This window comes from Acidocella sp. C78 (assembly GCF_907164655.1).
Window position 1 is genome coordinate 81,275 of the sequence record NZ_CAJQZK010000010.1, and the last position, 18,670, is coordinate 99,944.

21 protein-coding genes and 1 pseudogene are annotated in these 18,670 nt (G+C 68.3%); 6 read left to right on the plus strand and 16 right to left on the minus strand.

Features of this window, described 5'->3' with window-relative positions:
- Positions 1–6 precede the first annotated feature (6 nt).
- From ACIDOCELLA78_RS000000104260 to hemE, 9 genes are all read right to left on the minus strand, one after another.
- Positions 7–933 (minus strand): dihydrodipicolinate synthase family protein, encoded by a 927-nt coding sequence (locus tag ACIDOCELLA78_RS000000104260; RefSeq protein WP_201728524.1) that lies wholly within the window; start codon positions 931–933, stop codon positions 7–9.
- Complete coding sequence (locus tag ACIDOCELLA78_RS000000104265) at positions 930–1,913, minus strand: 2-hydroxyacid dehydrogenase (protein ID WP_201728525.1); 984 nt, start codon at positions 1,911–1,913, stop codon at positions 930–932. The genes ACIDOCELLA78_RS000000104260 and ACIDOCELLA78_RS000000104265 overlap by 4 nt, the downstream gene beginning before the upstream one ends.
- Entirely contained in the window at positions 1,910–3,616 is a 1,707-nt protein-coding gene (locus ACIDOCELLA78_RS000000104270; protein WP_201728526.1) for an IlvD/Edd family dehydratase, read from the minus strand. Before ACIDOCELLA78_RS000000104270 ends, ACIDOCELLA78_RS000000104265 begins: the two co-directional genes overlap by 4 nt.
- 2 nt (positions 3,617–3,618) lie before the next feature.
- Positions 3,619–4,365 carry a ribonuclease activity regulator RraA gene (locus tag ACIDOCELLA78_RS000000104275; protein ID WP_201728527.1) on the minus strand — a complete coding sequence of 249 codons (747 nt, stop codon included), beginning with the start codon at positions 4,363–4,365 and terminating at the stop codon, positions 3,619–3,621.
- An 89-nt stretch (positions 4,366–4,454) separates the two neighbouring features.
- Positions 4,455–4,598 (minus strand): hypothetical protein, encoded by a 144-nt coding sequence (locus ACIDOCELLA78_RS000000104280; protein ID WP_201728528.1) that lies wholly within the window; start codon positions 4,596–4,598, stop codon positions 4,455–4,457.
- A gap of 159 nt (positions 4,599–4,757) precedes the next feature.
- Positions 4,758–5,207: a protoporphyrinogen oxidase HemJ gene (gene hemJ / locus ACIDOCELLA78_RS000000104285; protein ID WP_201728529.1), complete on the minus strand. Its 450-nt coding sequence runs from the start codon at positions 5,205–5,207 to the stop codon at positions 4,758–4,760.
- Entirely contained in the window at positions 5,204–5,890 is a 687-nt protein-coding gene (locus ACIDOCELLA78_RS000000104290; protein WP_201728530.1) for an HAD family phosphatase, read from the minus strand. The genes hemJ and ACIDOCELLA78_RS000000104290 overlap by 4 nt, the downstream gene beginning before the upstream one ends.
- Complete coding sequence (hemH, locus tag ACIDOCELLA78_RS000000104295; protein WP_201728531.1) at positions 5,887–6,975, minus strand: ferrochelatase; 1,089 nt, start codon at positions 6,973–6,975, stop codon at positions 5,887–5,889. The genes ACIDOCELLA78_RS000000104290 and hemH overlap by 4 nt, the downstream gene beginning before the upstream one ends.
- A 5-nt stretch (positions 6,976–6,980) precedes the next feature.
- On the minus strand, positions 6,981–8,057 hold the full coding sequence (gene hemE / locus ACIDOCELLA78_RS000000104300) for a uroporphyrinogen decarboxylase (protein ID WP_201728532.1): 1,077 nt from the start codon (positions 8,055–8,057) through the stop codon (positions 6,981–6,983).
- A 280-nt stretch (positions 8,058–8,337) separates the two neighbouring features.
- Here hemE and ACIDOCELLA78_RS000000104305 point away from each other — a divergent pair, with 280 nt between their 5' ends.
- From ACIDOCELLA78_RS000000104305 to ACIDOCELLA78_RS000000104330, 6 genes are all read left to right on the plus strand, one after another.
- Positions 8,338–9,219: a pyruvate, water dikinase regulatory protein gene (locus ACIDOCELLA78_RS000000104305; RefSeq protein WP_201728533.1), complete on the plus strand. Its 882-nt coding sequence runs from the start codon at positions 8,338–8,340 to the stop codon at positions 9,217–9,219.
- A gap of 184 nt (positions 9,220–9,403) precedes the next feature.
- A complete protein-coding gene (locus tag ACIDOCELLA78_RS000000104310; RefSeq protein ID WP_201728534.1) occupies positions 9,404–9,898 on the plus strand; it encodes a methylated-DNA--[protein]-cysteine S-methyltransferase in 495 nt (164 codons plus the stop codon).
- A gap of 19 nt (positions 9,899–9,917) precedes the next feature.
- Positions 9,918–10,895, plus strand: coding sequence for a quinone oxidoreductase (locus tag ACIDOCELLA78_RS000000104315; protein ID WP_201728535.1), 978 nt, complete (start codon positions 9,918–9,920; stop codon positions 10,893–10,895).
- Positions 10,896–11,059: 164 nt separating this feature from the next.
- A complete protein-coding gene (locus ACIDOCELLA78_RS000000104320; RefSeq protein WP_201728536.1) occupies positions 11,060–11,350 on the plus strand; it encodes a high-potential iron-sulfur protein in 291 nt (96 codons plus the stop codon).
- A 126-nt stretch (positions 11,351–11,476) separates the two neighbouring features.
- A complete protein-coding gene (locus ACIDOCELLA78_RS000000104325) occupies positions 11,477–11,902 on the plus strand; it encodes a CHRD domain-containing protein (protein WP_249675702.1) in 426 nt (141 codons plus the stop codon).
- Between the two features lie 96 nt (positions 11,903–11,998).
- Entirely contained in the window at positions 11,999–12,430 is a 432-nt protein-coding gene (locus ACIDOCELLA78_RS000000104330; protein ID WP_201728538.1) for a dihydroneopterin aldolase, read from the plus strand.
- Between the two features lie 84 nt (positions 12,431–12,514).
- Here ACIDOCELLA78_RS000000104330 and ACIDOCELLA78_RS000000104335 read toward each other — a convergent pair whose 3' ends face one another.
- The 7 genes and pseudogenes from ACIDOCELLA78_RS000000104335 to ACIDOCELLA78_RS000000104365 all read right to left on the minus strand — a co-directional run.
- Positions 12,515–12,679 carry a hypothetical protein gene (locus tag ACIDOCELLA78_RS000000104335; protein WP_249675705.1) on the minus strand — a complete coding sequence of 55 codons (165 nt, stop codon included), beginning with the start codon at positions 12,677–12,679 and terminating at the stop codon, positions 12,515–12,517.
- Positions 12,676–13,779 (minus strand): NRAMP family divalent metal transporter, encoded by a 1,104-nt coding sequence (locus ACIDOCELLA78_RS000000104340; RefSeq protein WP_249675708.1) that lies wholly within the window; start codon positions 13,777–13,779, stop codon positions 12,676–12,678. Before ACIDOCELLA78_RS000000104340 ends, ACIDOCELLA78_RS000000104335 begins: the two co-directional genes overlap by 4 nt.
- Before the next feature lie 180 nt (positions 13,780–13,959).
- On the minus strand, positions 13,960–15,171 hold the full coding sequence (gene hemA, locus ACIDOCELLA78_RS000000104345; RefSeq protein ID WP_201728539.1) for a 5-aminolevulinate synthase: 1,212 nt from the start codon (positions 15,169–15,171) through the stop codon (positions 13,960–13,962).
- A 46-nt stretch (positions 15,172–15,217) separates the two neighbouring features.
- A complete protein-coding gene (gene puhE / locus ACIDOCELLA78_RS000000104350) occupies positions 15,218–17,080 on the minus strand; it encodes a putative photosynthetic complex assembly protein PuhE (protein WP_201728540.1) in 1,863 nt (620 codons plus the stop codon).
- Between the two features lie 10 nt (positions 17,081–17,090).
- Positions 17,091–18,158: a magnesium-protoporphyrin IX monomethyl ester (oxidative) cyclase gene (gene acsF, locus ACIDOCELLA78_RS000000104355; protein ID WP_201728541.1), complete on the minus strand. Its 1,068-nt coding sequence runs from the start codon at positions 18,156–18,158 to the stop codon at positions 17,091–17,093.
- Positions 18,155–18,478 carry a hypothetical protein gene (locus ACIDOCELLA78_RS000000104360; protein ID WP_249675711.1) on the minus strand — a complete coding sequence of 108 codons (324 nt, stop codon included), beginning with the start codon at positions 18,476–18,478 and terminating at the stop codon, positions 18,155–18,157. The genes acsF and ACIDOCELLA78_RS000000104360 overlap by 4 nt, the downstream gene beginning before the upstream one ends.
- Positions 18,475–18,670, minus strand: a pseudogene (locus ACIDOCELLA78_RS000000104365) (hypothetical protein); the annotation flags it as partial. The pseudogene ACIDOCELLA78_RS000000104365 and the gene ACIDOCELLA78_RS000000104360, both read right to left, overlap by 4 nt.

Here is an 18,670-nt window from a genome sequence, read left to right on the forward strand (position 1 = left end):
ATTCCTTCAGAAACGGGCGCGGGGTTCGTGCTTCGCGAGACGGCGGATCAGAAAATCGATTTCGGCGCGCGCGGTGTCGGTGAGTTTGCCGGCGGGGGCGCGCTGGGTGTCGTGCGCGATGGCGCCGCGTTTCCGCAGCACGTATTTTCGTGTCGCGAGGCCGACGCCCTGCTGCTGCTCGTAGCGGATCAGCGGCAGATGCGCATCGAACAGGTCGTGCGCCTCGTCGCGCTTGCCCTCGTTCGAGAGGCGGACGATATCGGCCAGCATGTCGGGGAAGCAGTAGCCGGTCATCGCGCCATCGGCGCCGCGCTCCATTTCGAAATCGAGAAAGAGGCCGCCATTGCCTGTGAGAATCGAAAGCGGGCGCAGGCTGCCCTTGCGCTGGAAGGCGCGGAGGGTGGAGATTTTTTCAAGCCCCGGCCAGTCCTCGTGCTTGAGCATCACGCAGGAGGGCAGGTCCATCACGATGCGGCGGATGACGTTCGGCGTCATGATCACCGAGAGCGTTAGCGGGTAGTCCTGGATCACGAACGGGATGTCGCTCCCGATCGCCGCGATCGCGTTGTGATAGTAGTTCACGATCTGATCATCGGTGCGCAGCGAGGACGGCGGGGCGATCATGACGCCGGCGGCACCCGCATCCATCACCGCGCGGGCGAGGTTGCGCATGGCGGCGAAGCCGGGCGCGGAGACGCCGACGATGACGGGAATTTCGCTCCGCCCGATGACCTGGCGGGAAATGGCTAACGCCTCGTCAGCATCGAGCTTGGGAGCCTCGCCCATGATGCCGAGAATGGTCAGGCCGGTGGCACCGCAGGAAAAATAGAAATCGCACATCGTGTCGATCGAGCGCGTGTCGACCGCGCCATCGGGCAGGAAGGGCGTGGGCGCGATGGGGAAGACGCCGCTCGCGGTATGGTCGAGTTTCATTGCGGCGGCATCCGGACCGGCGTTTCGGCGACGGGCGTTTCGGCGACGGGGGTGATCGGGCCCTTGCCGTCGAACCAGGAGATGACGTTGCGGATGAGCAGATCGGCCATCAGGCCGCGGGTGTGATTTGTGCCGGTGCCGATATGCGGCACGAGAACCGCATTGTCGCAGGCGAGAAGCGCGGCTGGCACATGCGGCTCGTTTTCGAAGACATCGAGGCCGGCGGCGAGGATTTTGCGATGCGTCAGCGCGTCGATCAGGGCGGCTTCATCGACCACGGTGCCACGGGCGACGTTGATCAGGATGCCGTCGGGGCCGAGGGCGGCGAGCACCTCGGCATTGACAACATGGCGGGTGGCGGCACCGCCGGGGAGCACGACGATCAGCACATCCACCGCCGCGGCGAGATCGCGGAGCGAGGGAAAATGCGGATAGTCGAGATGCGGGATCGGGTTGCGCGAATGATAGGCGATCGGCAGGTCGAAGCCCGAGAGGCGGCGGGCGACGACGCGGCCGATACGGCCCATGCCGGCGATGCCGATGCGCCGGCCGCGCAGGCTGTGGCCGAGCGGGAAGGCGCCGCCGGTCCATTTGCCGTCGCGAAGATAGCGCTCCGCGGCGGGGATGGTTCGGATCGTGGCGAGCAGGAGGCCGACGGTGAAATCGCCCATCTCGTCGTTCAAGACATCCGGCGTGTTGGTGACGATGACACCATGTTGGGCGGCTGCGTGCGCATCGACCGTGTCGTAGCCGACGCCGAAATTGGCGATCAGTTCAAGCGCGGGCAGGCGGGCGATCAGCGCCGCATCGGTCGGGCGGCGGCCGCGCGTCACCAGGCCGCGAATCCTGGGGGCATGGGCGGCGATCAGCGCGTCGAGATTGCTGCCGTCATCGACCAGAATGTCGAAGCGGGCGGCAAGCGATGTCTCGATGACGGGCATCAGGTCGCCAAGAAACAGAAGTGTGGGGCGCTCGCTCATGCGCAGGGTCCTTCGCCACGGAGGAAATCGAAATCGCAGCCTTCATCGGCTTGCAGCACGGTGGTTTCGAACAGGCGGGCATAGCCGCGCGGGGGCGGCTGTCGCTGCGGGCGCGCCGCGTGGTCCGCGGCGCGGCGCTGCCATTCGGCATCGTCGATCAACAGATCGAGCGTGCGCGCCGCGACATCGAGCCGGATCGGGTCGCCGGTGCGGACGAGGGCGAGCGGGCCGCCGGCAGCGGATTCCGGGGCGATGTGCAGCACGATGGTGCCGAAGGCGGTGCCGCTCATCCGCGCATCCGAAATCCGCACCATGTCCTTCACCCCGGCGCGGGCGAGCTTGCGGGGGATGGGGAGATAGCCGGCCTCGGGCATGCCGGGCGCGCCGATGGGACCGGTATTGCGCAGGACGAGGACGGTGTCAGGTGTGACGTCCAGATCATCCGAATCGATTCTGGCCGCCATGTCCTCGACATTTTCGAAGACGAGGGCGGGGCCGGTATGGTTCAGCAGATGCGGCGAGGCGGCGGATTGCTTGATGACGGCGCCGCGCGGGCAGAGATTGCCGTGCAGCACGGCGAGGGCGCCGGAGGATTTCAGCGGCTTGTCCGCGCCGCGGATGACGGTCTGGCCGGGGACGATTTCGGCGGCTTCGGCGATCTCGCCGATGGTCCGGCCGCCGACGGTGGGTGCTGCGAGATCGAGATGGAGCGAAAGCTCGCGCAGCAGGCGGGGGATTCCGCCGGCATGGTGGAAATGCTCCATGTAGTGATCGCCGGAGGGTTTCAGGTCGACCAGGACGGGGACGGAACGGCCGATCGCATCCACCGTGTCGAGATCGATTCTCGCGCCGGCGCGGCCGGCCATGGCGGTGAGATGGATGATGCCGTTGGTCGAGCCGCCGATGGCTTGCAGCACGGTAAGGGCGTTGCGCAAGGCGGCGGGCGTGATGAGGTCGCGCGGGCGGGGCGCGCCGGATTTCGCGAGGTCGACGATGCGCCTGCCGCTGGCCTCGGCGATGCGGCGGCGCTCGGCGTGGACGGCGGGGATGGTGGCGCTCATGGGAAGCGAGAAGCCGAGCGCCTCGATCATGCAAGCCATGGTGCTGGCGGTGCCCATCACCATGCAGGTGCCGACCGAGGGGGCGAGGCGGGAGCTGATGGTTTCGATTTCCGCCGCGTCGATCTGCCCGGCGCGGTGCATGCTCCAGAGGCGGCGGCAATCGGTGCAGGCGCCGAGCACCTCGCCCTTGTGGTGGCCGACCACCATCGGGCCGGTGGGGACGACGATGGTGGGCAGGTTGGTGCTGATCGCGCCCATGAGCTGGGCGGGGAGCGTCTTGTCGCAGCCGCCGATGACGATCACGGCGTCCATCGGCTGGGCGCGGATCATTTCCTCGGTGTCCATCGCCATCAGGTTGCGCAGGAACATCGAGGTGGGGTGGGCGAAGCTCTCGCCGATCGAGATGGTGGGAAAGACCATCGGCAGGCCGCCGGCGAGCATGACGCCGCGCTTGGCGGCCTCGATCAGGTCGGGGCTGTTGCCATGGCAGGGGTTGTAGTCGCTGCCGGTGTTGGTGATGCCGATGATCGGGCGGTCCAGCGCATCGTCGGAATAGCCCATGGCCTTGATGAAGGCCTTGCGGAGGAACAGCGAGAAGCCGGAATCGCCGTAGCTGGTCAGGCCCTTGCGCAAGCCCGACATGGTCAGGCTTTCCGGCTGGCGCGGAAGGCTTCGTACCGGGCTCTGGTTTCGGCGTTCGCCGGGTAGAGGCCGGGGAGCGGCACGCCGCGTTCGATCTCGGTCATGATCCAGGCCTCGAGCGCTTCCTGCTCGATGGCTTCGGGCACCACTTCGGCGAGCAGGGCCTGGGGGATGACCACGGCGCCGTCGTCATCGACCACGATCATGTCGTCGGGGAAGACGGCGACGCCGCCGCAGGCGATGGGCTGCTGCCAGGCGACGAAGGTGAGGCCGGCGACCGAGGGCGGGGCGGCGGCGCCGCGGCACCAGACCGGCAGACCGGTACCGAGCACGCCGGCGAGATCGCGCATCACCCCGTCGGTGACGAGGCCGGCGACACCGCGCTTGCCCATGCGGGCACAGAGAATGTCGCCGAAAATGCCGGCGTCGGTGATGCCCATCGCATCCGCGACGGCGATGCAGCCTTCGGGCATCGCCTCGATCGCGCCGCGAGTGGAAATGGGCGAGGCCCAGGAGGCGGGGGTGGCGAGATCCTCGCGGGCGGGGACGAAGCGCAGGGTGAAGGCGCGGCCGACCTTGCGGCCCTGGCCGGGGGCGAGCGGCGTCGTGCCGCGGAGCCAGACATTGCGCAGGCCTTTTTTCAGCAGGACGGTGGTGAGCGTCGCGGTCGAGACCGATTGGAGTGCTGAGATGAAGGCGGCGTCCTGCGCCTTGTCGGTTCCGGTGTCGGGCGTCGCATTCGCGGTCATTGGCGTTTCCCCTGTCTGGCGCGGACGGCGCCATGCGCGCCAGTCGGTTGTTTGTATATTAGGGGCACGCCAGGCCGCAAGGCGGGCCGTCAGTCGTCATCGCCATGATGCCAGCCGTGATAGTAGCCGGGCGGACCGTAACCGTAGGGGTAATAGACGCAGCCGGCCAGAGCGGTGGCGAGGCCGGCAAAGGCAAGGGCCAGAATGGCGGCCCGGAGTGCGGAGCGGTTCATCTGCGGTTTTCCTCCTCGTGGATCGGAGGCAGCAGATCGGGCAAAGCCGGTGTTTCGATGACGCCAATGTGGCGGGGATGTGGAATTTTGTCCTGATCAAGTAATTTGGGATAGTATTCCTATACTGGAATTAGGAATTTGTTCTATAATCCCGCGACGTCAGGGCTTCACGAAGACCATGATGACGATGATGACCATCAGGATGGTCGGGACCTCGTTGGCGATGCGGTAGAAGCGCTCGGGTTTCGTGTTGGCGTCGTTGAGGAAGTTTTTCCGCCATTTGGAGAGCGCGCCGTGAAAGCCGCTCATCAGGATGACGCAGATGAATTTCGCCCACCACCAGCCGGCCGACCAGGAGATGGCGCCGGGGGTGAGGATGAGCAGGATGCCGAAGGTCCAGGACGAGATCATCGCCGGGGTGGCGATCTGCTTGAGCAGGCGGCGTTCCATCACCTTGAAGCGGGCGGATTCGGCCGAGCCGGGAGCAAGCTGGCAGTGATAGACATAGAGGCGCGGCAGATAGAACAACGCGGCCATCCAGGCGATGATCGACATCACGTGGAAGGCGAGTTCCCAGCGGTAGAAGGGTGCCAGGGCGGCGATGGTCATGCTTTGGCTCCGATCGCGGCGGCGACGAGGTCGCGCAGTTCGTGGTGGCCGCTTATGACGCGGTGGGCGCCGGCGGCGAGAAGAAGCTCGCCGTTGCCGTGCGGAGCAAAACCGTAACAGGTCATGCCGGCGGCGACGGCGCCGGTGATGCCAGTGACGCTGTCCTCGATCACGAGACAGGTTTCGGGGGCGGCGGGCAGCGAGCGCGCGGCGGCGAGGAAGACATCCGGCGCGGGTTTCGGGCGACCGCCCTCGGGGAACAGACGCGGGGCGGAGAAGGTGCGGCCGGCGACGAGATCGCGCCAGCCGACGCGGCCGAATTTCGCGTCCATCTCCACATCCGCCGAATTGGAGGCGATGCGCCAGGGCTGACCGGCGGCGTCGAAATGCTCAAGGATGTCGCGCGCGCCGGGAATGGGCTCGGCGTGCCGCTCCATCGCGGCGACGATGCGGGCGACGAGCATGGTGTTCCAGTCCGCCGGCAGCGGGCGGCCCAGATCGGCCTCGATCATCGGGCGCATGGCGCGGAGCGAGACGCCGACGAAGCGGGCCATCGCCGCATCCGGCGTGATCGGCAAGCCAAGCTCGGTCATCGCCGCGGCGATGACCGTGGCGGAAACGCGCTCGCTGTCGATCAGGACGCCGTCGCAATCGAAGATGACGAGGCCGAAAGTGCGTTTCATGCCTCCACGACTGCCCGATAGCGCGCCCAGGGGCAATCCCGGTTGCGCGCATCGCAGGACCGCCCGCCGCGATGCGAGCAGAGGCCCGGACCATGCGCCACGGCGCGGCGGGCGATGCCGGCCAGGGCGGCGATGAAGGCGGGATCGTCGTTCTGCGCCGGGGCGCGGTAATAGCCGGGGAGCTTCAGATGGTCGGCGATCTCGCGATATTCGACGTCAAGCTCGACCAGCGTTTCGATATGCTCGGAGACGAAGGCAATGGGGATGACGACGATGGCGGTGTTGTCCTTCGCGGCCTGTTCGATGGCCTGCTCGGTCGAGGGTTCGAGCCATTTCTGCGGCGTGGCGCGGGACTGGTAGCAGACCTGGTGATCGGGGCGGTGGCCGAGGCGGCGCTCGATCGCCGCCATCACCGCGGCAGTGCAGGCCTCGACCTCCTCCTGATAGGGATCGCCGGCCTTGACGATGGATTCCGGCAGGCCGTGGGCGGAGAAGAGCAGGCGGATTTTCGCTCCCGCCCCAAGTTCGGCCCGGGCCTTTTCGTAGGTGGCGATCACCGGCGCGGCGGTGGCGGCGGCGAAATCGGGGTCGTCATACCAGCAGCAGAGCGTGGTGGTCGGCGCGACGAGGCCGGCGCGGGCGGCGGAATCGTGCCAGTCGGCCAGGGAACTGCCGGTCGTGGTGGTGGAGAACTGCGGATAGAGCGGCAGAAGCAGGATGCGCTCGGGGTTCCAGGCCTTGACCTCGCGGGCGACGTCGCGCGCGAAAGGATGCCAGTAGCGCATCGCGATGAAGCATTTCGCGCCGGGAAGGGCGGCTTCCAGCGCATCCGCCTGCTGGCGGGTGAGGTCGAGCAGCGGGGATTTGCCGCCCATCAGCGCGTAGCCTTCCTCGGCCTTTTTCTGGGCGGAGCGGGCGATCAGCCGCGCCAGCCAGAAGCGGATGAAGATCGGCGCGCGAATGATCGCGGGGTCGGAGAAGAGATTGACGCGGAACGGCTTGATCGACTCGGGGCCATCGGGGCCGCCGAGATTGAACAGCACGATCGCGGTGCGGACCGGCAGGACGGGTTCGGAATCGTTCATGGCGCTCAGGTGGCGGCGAGGGCGGATTCCTCAAGCTCGCCGGGTTCCAGCGAGCGGAGGCGTTCGATCACCGCGGCGACGTGCTCGGGCGGGGTGTCCGGCACGATGCCGTGGCCGAGATTGAAGATGTGCGGATGGCCTTCGAGCCCGCGGGCGATCCGCTCCACCGCGTGGCCGAGCGAGATGCCGCCGGCGCGCAGCAGCAGCGGGTCGAGATTGCCTTGCAGGGCGACGCGGCGCGGCGCGAGCCGGGCGAGGGCGACGGGATCGACCGACGTGTCCATCCCGACGCCATCCACCCCGGTTTCGGCGATGTAGGACAGGGTCATCAGCCCGCCGAGACGGGGGAAGCCGATGATCCTGATGCCCGGATGACGGGTGCGGAGCTGTTCGACGATGCGGGCGGTGGGGTGGATGACATGGGCGCGGAAGAGATCCGGCGGCAGCAGCCCGGCCCAGGAATCGAACAGCATGACGCAGTCGGCCCCGGCCTCGATCTGCCAGGAGAGATAGTCGATCGTCGCGGTGGTGACGGTTTCGATCACCGCGGCGAGCAGCGCGGGATCGGCATAGGCGGTGGCGCGGGTGAGCGGAAAATCGCCGCCGCGGCCATCGATCATGTAGCAGGCGACGGTGAAGGGGCTGCCGGCGAAGCCGATCAGCGTGGTTTCCGGGGCGAGGCCGGCGCGGACGCGGGCGACGGTTTCCATCACCGGCTCGGTGCCGCGGCGCAGGGCGGCGGGATCGAGCGCTTCCAGGGCGGGCAGGCCGTCGATCCGTTCGAGGCGGGGTCCTTCGCCCTCGGCGAAGCGGAGTTTCTGACCCAGCGCCCAGGGCAGGATCAGGATGTCGCTGAACAGGATCGCGGCATCCATGCCGAAGCGGCGGACGGGTTGCAGGGTAACCTCGGTCGCTAGCGCGGGAGTGGTGCAGAGGGCGATGAAGTTTCCCGCCGTTTCCCTGAGCTTGCGGTATTCGGGCAGGTACCGGCCGGCCTGGCGCATCAGCCATACTGGCGGCGGCCAGACCGCCTCGCCCCCGAGCACCCTGAGAACCGGTTTTTCCGCGCTTTGTCCCGTCATGCGACCTGCCTAGCTTCATTTCGACTTATAGGAAAGGACGGTGGTAGGGCTTGTGGCTGTGAACTCTGGGGAACCCCGTAAACCGGATTTTTCTGCACAAAGTTTTCCACAAGCAAAACCGGCCTACAATCTGCTGATTCTGCATCAAACCCCCAGGTTTTCCACATAAGCCGGGAGACCCTGCGGAATTCATCCACCGGCAGGGGCGGCGGAAAATTCATCCCCGCTTTCCACCGCCTCCGGTATCGCGGCCCGGGTTATCCACGCTATGAAACCGGGCATGGACGGCAAGCGGCTCAATCTCCACCTGGTTTCCGACGCCACCGGCGACACGCTCGGCGCGGTGGCGCGGGCGGCGAGCGTGCAGTTCGAGGGGGCGGACATTCATCTGCACCGCTGGAGCCTGATCCGCTCGCGCTTGCAGTTGCACCGGGTGCTGGAGGGGATCGAGGCGGAGCGGGGGCCGGTGCTGTGCAGCCTGCTCGACCAGGCGCTGCGCCATGAGCTGGACGAGGCGTGCCAGCGGCTCGGCGTGCGCATCCAGCATGTGCTCGACCCGGTGTTCGAGCTGCTGGCCGACGAGCTGGGCGCGCCGGCGCGGCCGACGCCGGGGCGGCAATATGTGCTGGATGCCGATTATTTCCGCCGGATCGACGCGATGCATTTCGTGCTGTCGCACGATGACGGGCAGGCGCTGCGCGGGCTGGCGGAAGCGGATGTGATCCTGGTGGGCGTGTCGCGCTCGTCGAAGACGCCGACCTCGTTCTATCTCGCCAATCGCGGCATCAAGGCGGCGAACGTGCCGCTGGTGCCGGGGATCGACCCGCCCGCGATGCTGGACGATCCGCCCTGCCCGGTGGTCGGGCTGTTCATCGATCTCGAACCGCTGATCGAGATCCGGCGGCACCGGCTGACGCTGCTGGGCCAGGGCGGTTCGGTCGGCGGTGGCGCGGCCGGCGGCTTCCGGCCGGATCGCGGCGACTATGTCGACGAGGAGGCGGTGAAGGCGGAGCTGCTCGGGGCGCGGCGGATCTGCGCGGCGCGGGGCTGGCCGACGGTCAATGTCACCCGACGCTCGATCGAGGAGACCGCGGCGGCGGTTCTGAAACTGATGGATGCCTGGCACGAGCGGCGCCGGCGGAGCGGGGCGCCGGACCGGTGAGGGGCGGGCGATCACATCCGCTTGACTTCCGGAGGTGAGGCTCTAGTGTCCGCAAAACGAGATCAGATGGGCCTCGACATGAGGCGGACACGAGCAAAATCAGTATTTTAGTGGCCCGATGGTCCCTGAAGCCGAGATGCGCCGTTCAGGGATGGGCCACGAGCCTGAAAATGGGGAAGGTCCTGTGGCCCAGCTTTCGATGCGGCATAAGGTGTTCGGCGGTTTCGTCCTGCATGAGCGGGACGGGGCGATCGTGTCGGTCGATTTCGGCGCCGGCGAGGATGCGGCGGCGGACGAGCCGACGCCCTTGCTGCGGCGGACGGCGGCCGCCCTCGCGCGCTATTTCGACGGTGACGCGCTTGACGACGACCTGCCGCTGGCGCCGGCGGGCACCGAGTATCAGCGGCGCGTGTGGGACCATCTGCGCGCCATTCCGCGCGGCCAGACCAGAACCTATGCCGAGGTGGCGCGCGCCGTGGGCGGCAGCGCGCGATCGGTCGGCGGGGCGAACCGGGCCAATCCGATCCCCATCCTGATCCCGTGCCATCGGGTGCGGGCGGCGGACGGGCTCGGCGGCTATTGCGGCAGTAGCGCGGAAGGCTGGGGCCTGGCGATGAAACGCCGGCTGCTCACCCTCGAAGGGGCTGCGTTCGGCGAACGGACGCGCCGCGGCATCTGAAAAATCCGGGAGACAGGACATGACGACCAAGGCCATCCGTATCCATACCCATGGCGGACCCGACGTGCTGCGCTGGGAGGACGTGCCCACGCCGGAGCCGGGACGCGGCGAGGCGCTGGTGCGGCATGAGGCGGTGGGGCTGAATTACATCGACGTGTATTTCCGCACCGGCCTCTACAAGGTGCCGCATCTGCCGGCGACGATCGGCATGGAGGGGGCGGGCGTCGTCGTCGCGGTGGGCGAGGGCGTGAGCGAGGTGGCGGCGGGCGACCGCGTCGCCTATGCCGGCGGGCCGGTCGGCGCCTATGCGACCGAGCGGGTGATCGCCGCCGACCGGCTGGTGAAGCTGCCGGCGGGGATCGACTTCCAGACCGGGGCGGCGATGATGCTCCAGGGCATGACCGCGCAATATCTGTTGCGGCGGACCTACCGGGTGCAGGCGGGCGAGACCATTCTCGTGCATGCCGCGGCCGGCGGGGTCGGCCTCATTCTCTGCCAGTGGGCGCGGCATCTCGGGGCGACGGTGATCGGCGTCGTCTCGACCGAGGCGAAGGCGGAACTCGCCCGCGCGCACGGGGCGCATCATGTCATCGTCGGGCATGACAATCTCGCCGCCGAGGTCAAGCGGCTGACCGACGGCGCGATGGTGCCGGTGGTCTATGACTCGGTGGGCAAGGACACGTTCGGGCCGAGCCTTGATTCGCTGGCGCCGCTTGGGCTGATGGTGAGTTACGGCAATGCCTCGGGCCCGGTGCCGCCGGTCGATATCAGCATCCTCTCGGCCAAGGGCAGCCTGTTCCTGACCAGGCCGACCCTTGCGACCTATACGGCGAAGCGTTCCGACCTCGTCGCCGTGGCGAACGACCTGTTCGGGGTGGTTGAGGCCGGGGCGGTGAAGATCCGCGTCAACCAGACCTTTCCGCTCGCCGAGGCGGCGGCGGCGCACGAGGCGCTGGAAGCGCGGCGGACCACCGGCAGCACCGTGCTGCTGCCCTGAAGGGACCGCTCGCGGCGCGCGGTCACGATCGCGCGAGCGCCGGATTCCTGCCACGTTTGGATTTGCAGAGTGGAGAGACCCGGCGCGGTGCTTGCCGTACCGGGTTTCGTTCCCACACTCCAATCCTGTCCTTTCGAGGACAGTCCAAAACAGGAGCAGAGACAATGTCCGACGACAAGAGCAGACAGAATGGCCGGCGCGCGCTGTTGCGCAAGGCGGCCGGAATTTCCGCCGGCATCGCGGTGGCCGGCATCGTCGCCACGCAGGCGGCGGAAGCGGCCGGCATGGCCAAGTCCGCGGTGAAATATCAGGACATGCCGAAGGATGGCCATCAGTGCGACGGCTGCGCGCTGTACATCCCGGCATCGACCGCCGGCAAGGATGGCCGCTGCAAGGCGGTGGCCGGCGCGATTTCGCCCAAGGGCTGGTGCGAACTGTGGAGCCCGAAATCGTAACCACGCCATTGGCGTGACCGCTCGTGGGGTGGCCGGGTGCGGCCGCCCCGCACACCCCCTGGCGCGAGGGGATGATCGCGCCGCATCGACACACAGGAGACGAATGTGAGAGTGACCAGGCGAGGCTTGACTGCATTTGTGCTTGCGGCCGGGCTGGCCGGCGGGACCGGGATTGCGCAGGCGAAGACCGTGCGGCTTTCCGCCCGGCTTCATCCGGTGGCCGGGACGATGTCCCACGCGACGGGCGCGATGCACGGCACGTTCAACACGGCGACCCGGCGGGTGACCTGGGACGTGACCTACAGCCACCTCACCAGCAAGGTAATCATGGCGCATTTCCACGGGCCGATCAGCAAGCCCGGGCAGAACGCGGGGGTGCAGGTGTGGCTGACGAAGAAGCCGCCGCATCCGATGGCGGCCGGGCCGATCAGGGGTTCGGCGGTGCTGACGTCGGCGCAGGCGAAGGAACTGATGGGCGGGCAGTGGTATGTCATGATCCATACCGTCATGCACATGCCGGGCGAGCTGCGCGGCCGGGTTCACGCGGGCTGAGGTTTCTCTGACGCGCGCTGGCCGGGCGGGTCTGCCCGGCCGGATGCGCATCCGCCCGCACTTGCCTTTGGCGGCGCGGCGGCGCATGGGCGGAGCATGAACGAAAGCCATTTTCCCGCCCCGCCTGCCACCGCAGCGCAGGCGCTGCGGCGGATGTTCGTGCGGGACATGGTGCTGGAGGCGCATATCGGCGTCCATGCCCATGAATTCGGCCGCACGCAGCGGGTGCGGATCAATCTCGATCTCGCGGTGCGCGAGGAGCACGACGCCGCCGGCGCGCAGATGTCGCGCGGCGGGGTGGGGCGGGACGATCTGGCGCGGGTGGTGGATTACGAGCGGATCGTGCTCGGCGCGCGGGCGGCGGTGGCGGCGGGGCATGTCCAGCTCGTCGAGACGCTGGCGGAACGGCTGGCGGAGCTGTGCCTCGCGGATGCGCGGGTCGTGCTGGTGCGGGTGCGGGTCGAGAAGCTCGACGTGTTCGCGGACATGGACTCGGTCGGCGTGGAGATCGAGCGGCGGAATTCCTGATCGGATGTAGCGCTCTAGCTCTAGCGTACAGATAAAACGAGCATCTTCATACGATCAGATGACTCCATCTGATCGTATGATGCTCTAGACCAGCAGCATCGCCAGGGTGCAGGCGCCCATGAGTGCTGCGGTGAGCCAGCCCATGATCCGTAGCTTCCGGGGCAGGACGTGGCCGTCCATCACCGCGGGGCGGCTGGCGAGGGCGACCATCGCCGCGATGATCGGCACCGCGGCGATGCCGTTGATCACCGCCGCCAGAACAGCGCGCGGATCGGCGGGAGCGGCGAGAAGACGATGCCGACGCCGGCAAGCGTCGCGACGGCCAGCACGCCGTAGAAGGCGCGGGCCTCCAGCGCCCGGCGGGAGAGGCCGACCGTCCAGTGCAGGGCCTCGCCGATCGCATAGGCGGTGCTGCCGGCGAGGACGGGAACCGCGAGGAGGCCGGTGCCGAAAATGCCGATGGCGAAGACCAGCCGCGCGAAGGGGCCGGCGATGGGGGCGAGGGCGCTGGCCGCATCCGCCGCCGAGGTGATGTCGGTGATGCCGTGGACATGCAGCGTCGCCGCCGTACCGATGATGATCGAGAGCGAGACGGCGTTGGAATAGGTCATGCCGGCCCAGGTATCGAAGCGGATGCGGGCGAGCTCGCCGGCAACCTCCGCGCCGGCGGCGGGGATGCGCCCGGCATCCTCGGCTTCCTCGGCGGCCTGCCAGAAGAACAGATAGGGGCTGATCGTGGTGCCGAAGACCGCGATCAGCGCGAGCAGGGCCGGACGGTCGAGGCTGAGGCGGGGGATCAGCGCGCCGGCGAGGATGTCGCGCGCGGGCAGGCGCAGGACGAAGAGCAGGGCGACATAGGCGAGCAGGGCCGTGGTGAGGAATTTCAGCACGGCGACGTAGCGGCGGTAGGGGATGCGGATTTCGGCGATGACGCAGAATATCGCGATCGCCACGGTGTAGAGCCGCTCGGGGCCGCCGGCGAGCATGTGCGCGGTCTGCGCCATCGCGCCGAGATCGGCGCCGAGATTGAAGACATTGGCGATGGCGAGCAGCAGGATCAGGAAGAGGGCGAGCGGGCGGGGCAGATGGGCCTCCATCGCCGCGCCGAGGCCGCGCCCGGTGATGCGGCCGATCCGCGCGCTGATCTCCTGCACCGCGACCATGAAGGGCAGGGCGAGTACCACCGTCCAGCCGAGGGTGTAGCCGAACTGGGCGCCGACCTGGGAATAGGTGGCGATGCCGCTCGGATCGTCGTCGGCGGCGCCGGTGATCAAGCCGGGGCCGAGGCGGGCGAACAGGGCGCGGGGGACGCGCAGCCAGCGTGCCGGCCGGGCGGGATTGCTGTTCATCGGCGGCACCCTGTCGGTTCGGGATCGGGGACCGCCAGTCTATAGCCTTGGTCTGCCCGCGGAAAACAGGGCCTCGTCCGATCAGGCGGGTTTACCCGATCGGACGAGGCTCCAAGTTGTCAACGGGATAGAGTACGTTCCGATCTGGAAGGATCGGAACGTGCGCGAGGCGCCGCCCGATCAGGCGGCGCGGGCGACCTCGATCTCCCGCCAGATATGGCGCAGCGCGTCGATCAGCCGGTCGATATCCGCCTCGGTGTGCAGTGGCGAGGGGGTGAGGCGCAGGCGCTCGGTGCCGCGCGGCACGGTGGGATAGTTGATCGGCTGGACGTAGATGCCGAAGCGGTCGAGCAGGGTGTCGCTGATCTGCTTGCAGAGCGTGGCGTCGCCCACCATCACCGGCACGATGTGGCTCGGGTTGGGCAGATGCGGCACGCCGATCGCGTCGAGCTTGCGGCGCAGGGTGGCGACGCGGGCGTGCATCGCCGTGCGTTCGGCGTCGCTGGTCTTGAGGTGGCGGATGCTGGCGAGCGCGCCGGCGGCGACCGTCGGCGGCAGGGCGGTGGTGAAGATGAAGCCCGAGGCGTAGCTGCGCACGAAGTCGCACAGCGCGGCGCTGCCGGTGATGTAGCCGCCGATGACGCCGAAGCCCTTGGCCAGCGTGCCCTCGATCAGGGTGAGGCGGTGGGCGAGGCCCTCGCGTTCGGAAATGCCGCCGCCGCGCGGGCCGTAGAGGCCGACGGCGTGCACCTCGTCGAGATAGGTCATGGCGTTGTAGCGGTCGGCGACGTCGCAGATCTCGGCGATGGGGGCGATGTCCCCATCCATCGAGTAGACGCTCTCGAAGGCGACGAGCTTGGGCCGGGCGGGGTCGAGTGCCGCGAGGTGGCGGGCGAGGTCGGCCGGGTCGTTGTGGCGGAAGACGATGCATTCGGCCCGGCTGTGGCGGATGCCCTCGATCATCGAGGCGTGGTTCGAGGCGTCAGACAGCACCGCGCAGTTCGGCAGCTTGTGTGCGAGGGTGCAGAGCGAGGCCCAGTTGGACATGTAGCCCGAATTGAACAGCAGTGCCGCTTCCTTGCCGTGCAGGTCCGCCAGCTCGGCTTCGAGCAGCACGTGATAGTGGTTGGTGCCGGCGATGTTGCGGGTGCCGCCGGCGCCGGCGCCGCAGCGGTCGAGCGCCTGGTGCATGGCGCTGAGCACGGCCGTGTGCTGACCCATGCCGAGATAGTCGTTCGAGCACCAGACGGTGACCGGGCGGCCGCCATCGTCGCCGTGCTGGGTGGCGCGGGGGAAGTTGCCGGCATGGCGCTCGATGTCGGCGAAGACGCGGTAGCGCCCCTCGCTGCGGAGCTGGTCGAGCTGGGAGCGGAAGAAATGTTCGTAGTCCATGGCGCGTATCCTCCCTTTCTTGGTGTTGGTGCCGCGCGGTGACGGATCAGGTGGCGAGGTGCAGTTCGCAGCCGGCGAAGGCGGCGGCGAGGCCGGTTTCATCGAGATCGCGGCCGATGGCGACGACGCGCGGGGATTCCCCCTCGGCGGCGGCGAAGGCGGCCATGCTGGCGTGGTGGCCGGCGACATCGAACTGAATCCAGCCGCGGCCGACGCGGGCGAGGCCCTTGAGCCGGGCGACCGGGCCGAAAGTGCCGCGGGCCGCCGCCTCGATCACCCGGCCGATCGCCTCGGCATCGCAGAGCGGGCCGAGCGGTCCGTGCCAGGAGGCGAAGCCGGCGGCGGCGCCGTGGTCGTGATCGTGGTGATCGTGCTCGTGGTCGTCGTGATGGCCGTGGGCGGTGTCGTCACGATCGTGATGGTCGTGATGATCGTGGGGGGCGTCGTGGTGGTGGGCATGATCGTGCGCGTGGTGATCGTGTGCGTGATCGTGCGCGTGAGGGGGCGCGTGAGGGGGCGCGTGAGGGGGCGCGGCGTCCGGCGCGGGATCGGGGCGGAGTGCCGCCGGCGGCACCGCGCCGTAGCAGGCGGTGACCAGCCTGGTCTCCGGGCTCAGGCGGTGCAGCGTCGCCTCGACGAGCAGGCGCTCGGTCGGGCTGACGAGATCGGTCTTGTTGATCACCACGAGCGAGGCGAGCCGGGCCTGGACGGTCAGGTGCGCCTGCATTTCGGCGAAATCGGCGAGGAAGGCGCCGGCATCGATCAGGGTGATCACCCGCAGGTCGCGCACGAAGCCGGCGATGGTCGGGCGCTGGATGACGCCGATCAGCGAGGCGAGGTCGGCCACGCCCGAGGGTTCGATCAGGACGCGGTCGGGCGCGAAGCGGGCGACCACCTCTTCGAGCTGGGTGGCGAGATCGTCGCGCAGCGAGCAGCAGATGCAGCCGTTCGGCAGCTCCACCACATCCGCCCCCTGGCCGCGCAACAGCGAGCCGTCGATGCCGACGGTGGCGAAATCGTTGACGAGGACAACGGTTTTCTCGCGGCTGGCGGCCGGCTGCTCGGCCAGCATGGCGAGGCGGCGGCGCATGAAGGTGGTCTTGCCGGCGCCGAGGAAGCCGGCGACGATCTCGACCGCGAAGGGCCGCGCCGGGGCGCGCGAGCGCAGGCTCCATTTCCACAGCCGCGCCGCCGGCAGCGGCAGCACGAGGAACCAGTGCTCGAGGATGGCGAGCGACATCATCGTGCCGAGGAACATGCCGCCGACGCGGGCGAAGGCGGTGGGGGCGGCGCCGGCGCGCTGGAACATCAGCACGGCGATCACCGTCGAGATCGTGATGGAGAACGGGAAGAGCAGGTTCATCGGCCGCTTGCGCAGGAAGCTCTTCAGGAAGGTCAGGTGTTCGGGGAGGAATTCCTCGTTGAGGTTGCGCACGCCGAGAAAGACGTTGAGCTTGGCGCTCTGATGCATCCACCACAGCACCATGAAGGTCCAGGTGCCGATCTGGTTCGGCTGGCCCCAGGTGAGGGCGACGACGAGGCCGGCAGTGGCGATGATGGCCAGCTCGTGCCACAGGCTGGTCTGCACCGCGTGGCCGAAATGCCGCCAGCCGGCGCAGTTCTCCGGGCAGGGCGCGCGGCGCGGCCCGGTGACGTAGCCCATGTAGAAGCTGATTTCCTGCCAGCCCCAGGCGAACAGGCCGTAGAAGAAGGCGAGATAGGCGGCGCCGACGGTGGTTCGCCCGGCGGTGTCGTGCAGGCCCCAGAGGCAGGCGAGCAGCACCGCGCTGGCGCCGAGCATGCTCCATTTGAAGGTGCGGCGGGGCAGGCCATCGAGATAGATGATCGCGCCGGTGCTGAACCACCAGACGAACAGGGCGAAGGCGGCGGGGATGACATACTGGTGCATGGCGCGGCTCCTACCAGACCGGCTGCATGCGGATGTCCGCCGGCAGGGCGTTGGGCTTCGGGCGCATCAGGTAGAGCCGGCCGAAGGCGAGGGCGGCGCGGGCGGCGTTCGCGCCGCGGCGCAGCCGGGCGAGCGGGCCGGGCACCTCGCGCAGGGCGAGAGTGGCGACGTCGAGCCGGCGCAGGGTTTCGAGCCCGGCGAGGAAGGCGGGGTTCTCGATATCGAGCGTCAGCGGGAAGACCTGCCGGCAGATCGCCGAGGTGATGCGGAAGACCTGCATGTCGTAGGCGGTGGGGTCGAGCCCGAGGGCGGCGTGGAAGCGGGGGCGGGCGTGATCGCGGATGTACATCGTCGCGAAGACCGCGAGCTGGAAGAAACGGACCCAGAGCCGGTTGGTGCCGGTGAGCATGCCGGGATTGGCGCGCATCAGCAGCGCGAAGGCCTCGCCGTGGCGGAACTCGTCGTTGCACCACTCGCGGAACCACTTGAAGATCGGGTGGATCCGCAGCTCTGGATGGCGTTCGAGCTGGCGGAAGATCGAGATGTAGCGGGCATAGCCGATCTTCTCGGAGAGATAGGTCGCGTAGAAGATGAATTTCGGGCGGAAGAAATGGTATTTCTTCGCCTTTGTCAGGAAACCGAGATCGACCTTCATGCCGATGTCGTGCAGGGCCTCGTTGATGAAGCCGGCGTGGCGCGCCTCGTCGCGGCTCATGTAGCCGAACAGGGCCTTGAGGTCGGGGTTGGCGATGCGCTTGCGGATTTCGGCATAGAGCACGCAGCCGGAGAATTCGGCGGTGACGGAGCTGACCAGGAAATCGATGAATTCGCGGTGCAGTTCGGGCTCCATTTTCGAGAGATCGACGGCGAATTCGTCGGTCCGCACGAAATGGCCCTTGTTGGGATCGGCCTCGAACTCGGCCATCAGCCGGTCCCACTCGGCGCGCACCGGCTCGATCGAGAGCCGGTCGAGGGCGGCGAAATCGGTGGTGTAGAAGCGCGGGCTGAGCATGGTGCTCGACTGGGCGATGGCCGTCTGCGCGTTGGGGGCGGCCGTGGGCGCGGTTCTGGCGTTCATGGTTCAGGCTCCCGGCGCGGCGAGGGCGGCTTCGGCCTCGGCGAACGGCATGAAGCCGACCTCGTAAAGCTCGTGATCTCGAGGATCGAGCGGAACTCGACCCACCAGCGCTCGATCGGGCCGGCGCGGCGCAGGGTGGCGCGGCGCGCGCAGGTCAGGCGGGTGCCGAAGCCGATCGCGGTCGGCATGTCGTGGACGATCACGACATCGCCGGGGCGGATCTCGACATCCTCGGGAATGGCGTGGGCGTGCAGGCTTTCGGGTGTCTGCTCGATGTCGATCGAGCAGAGCAGCTCGATGTCGCGGATGCTGCCGATCATGGTTTCTCTCCCGGTTTGAGGGTCTCCGCGTTGCGGAGCAGCGTCGCGAACTGTTTCGCGTTGGCGGGCCCGAAGGCGCGCAGGTCGATCCGCTCGTGCGTGGCCGGATCGGCGACGACGAGGCGGTCGGGCCCGTAAAGGGCGAGCTGGAAGGGAGGTCGCGGGTGATGCCGGCGCGGGCGCGGGCGGCGA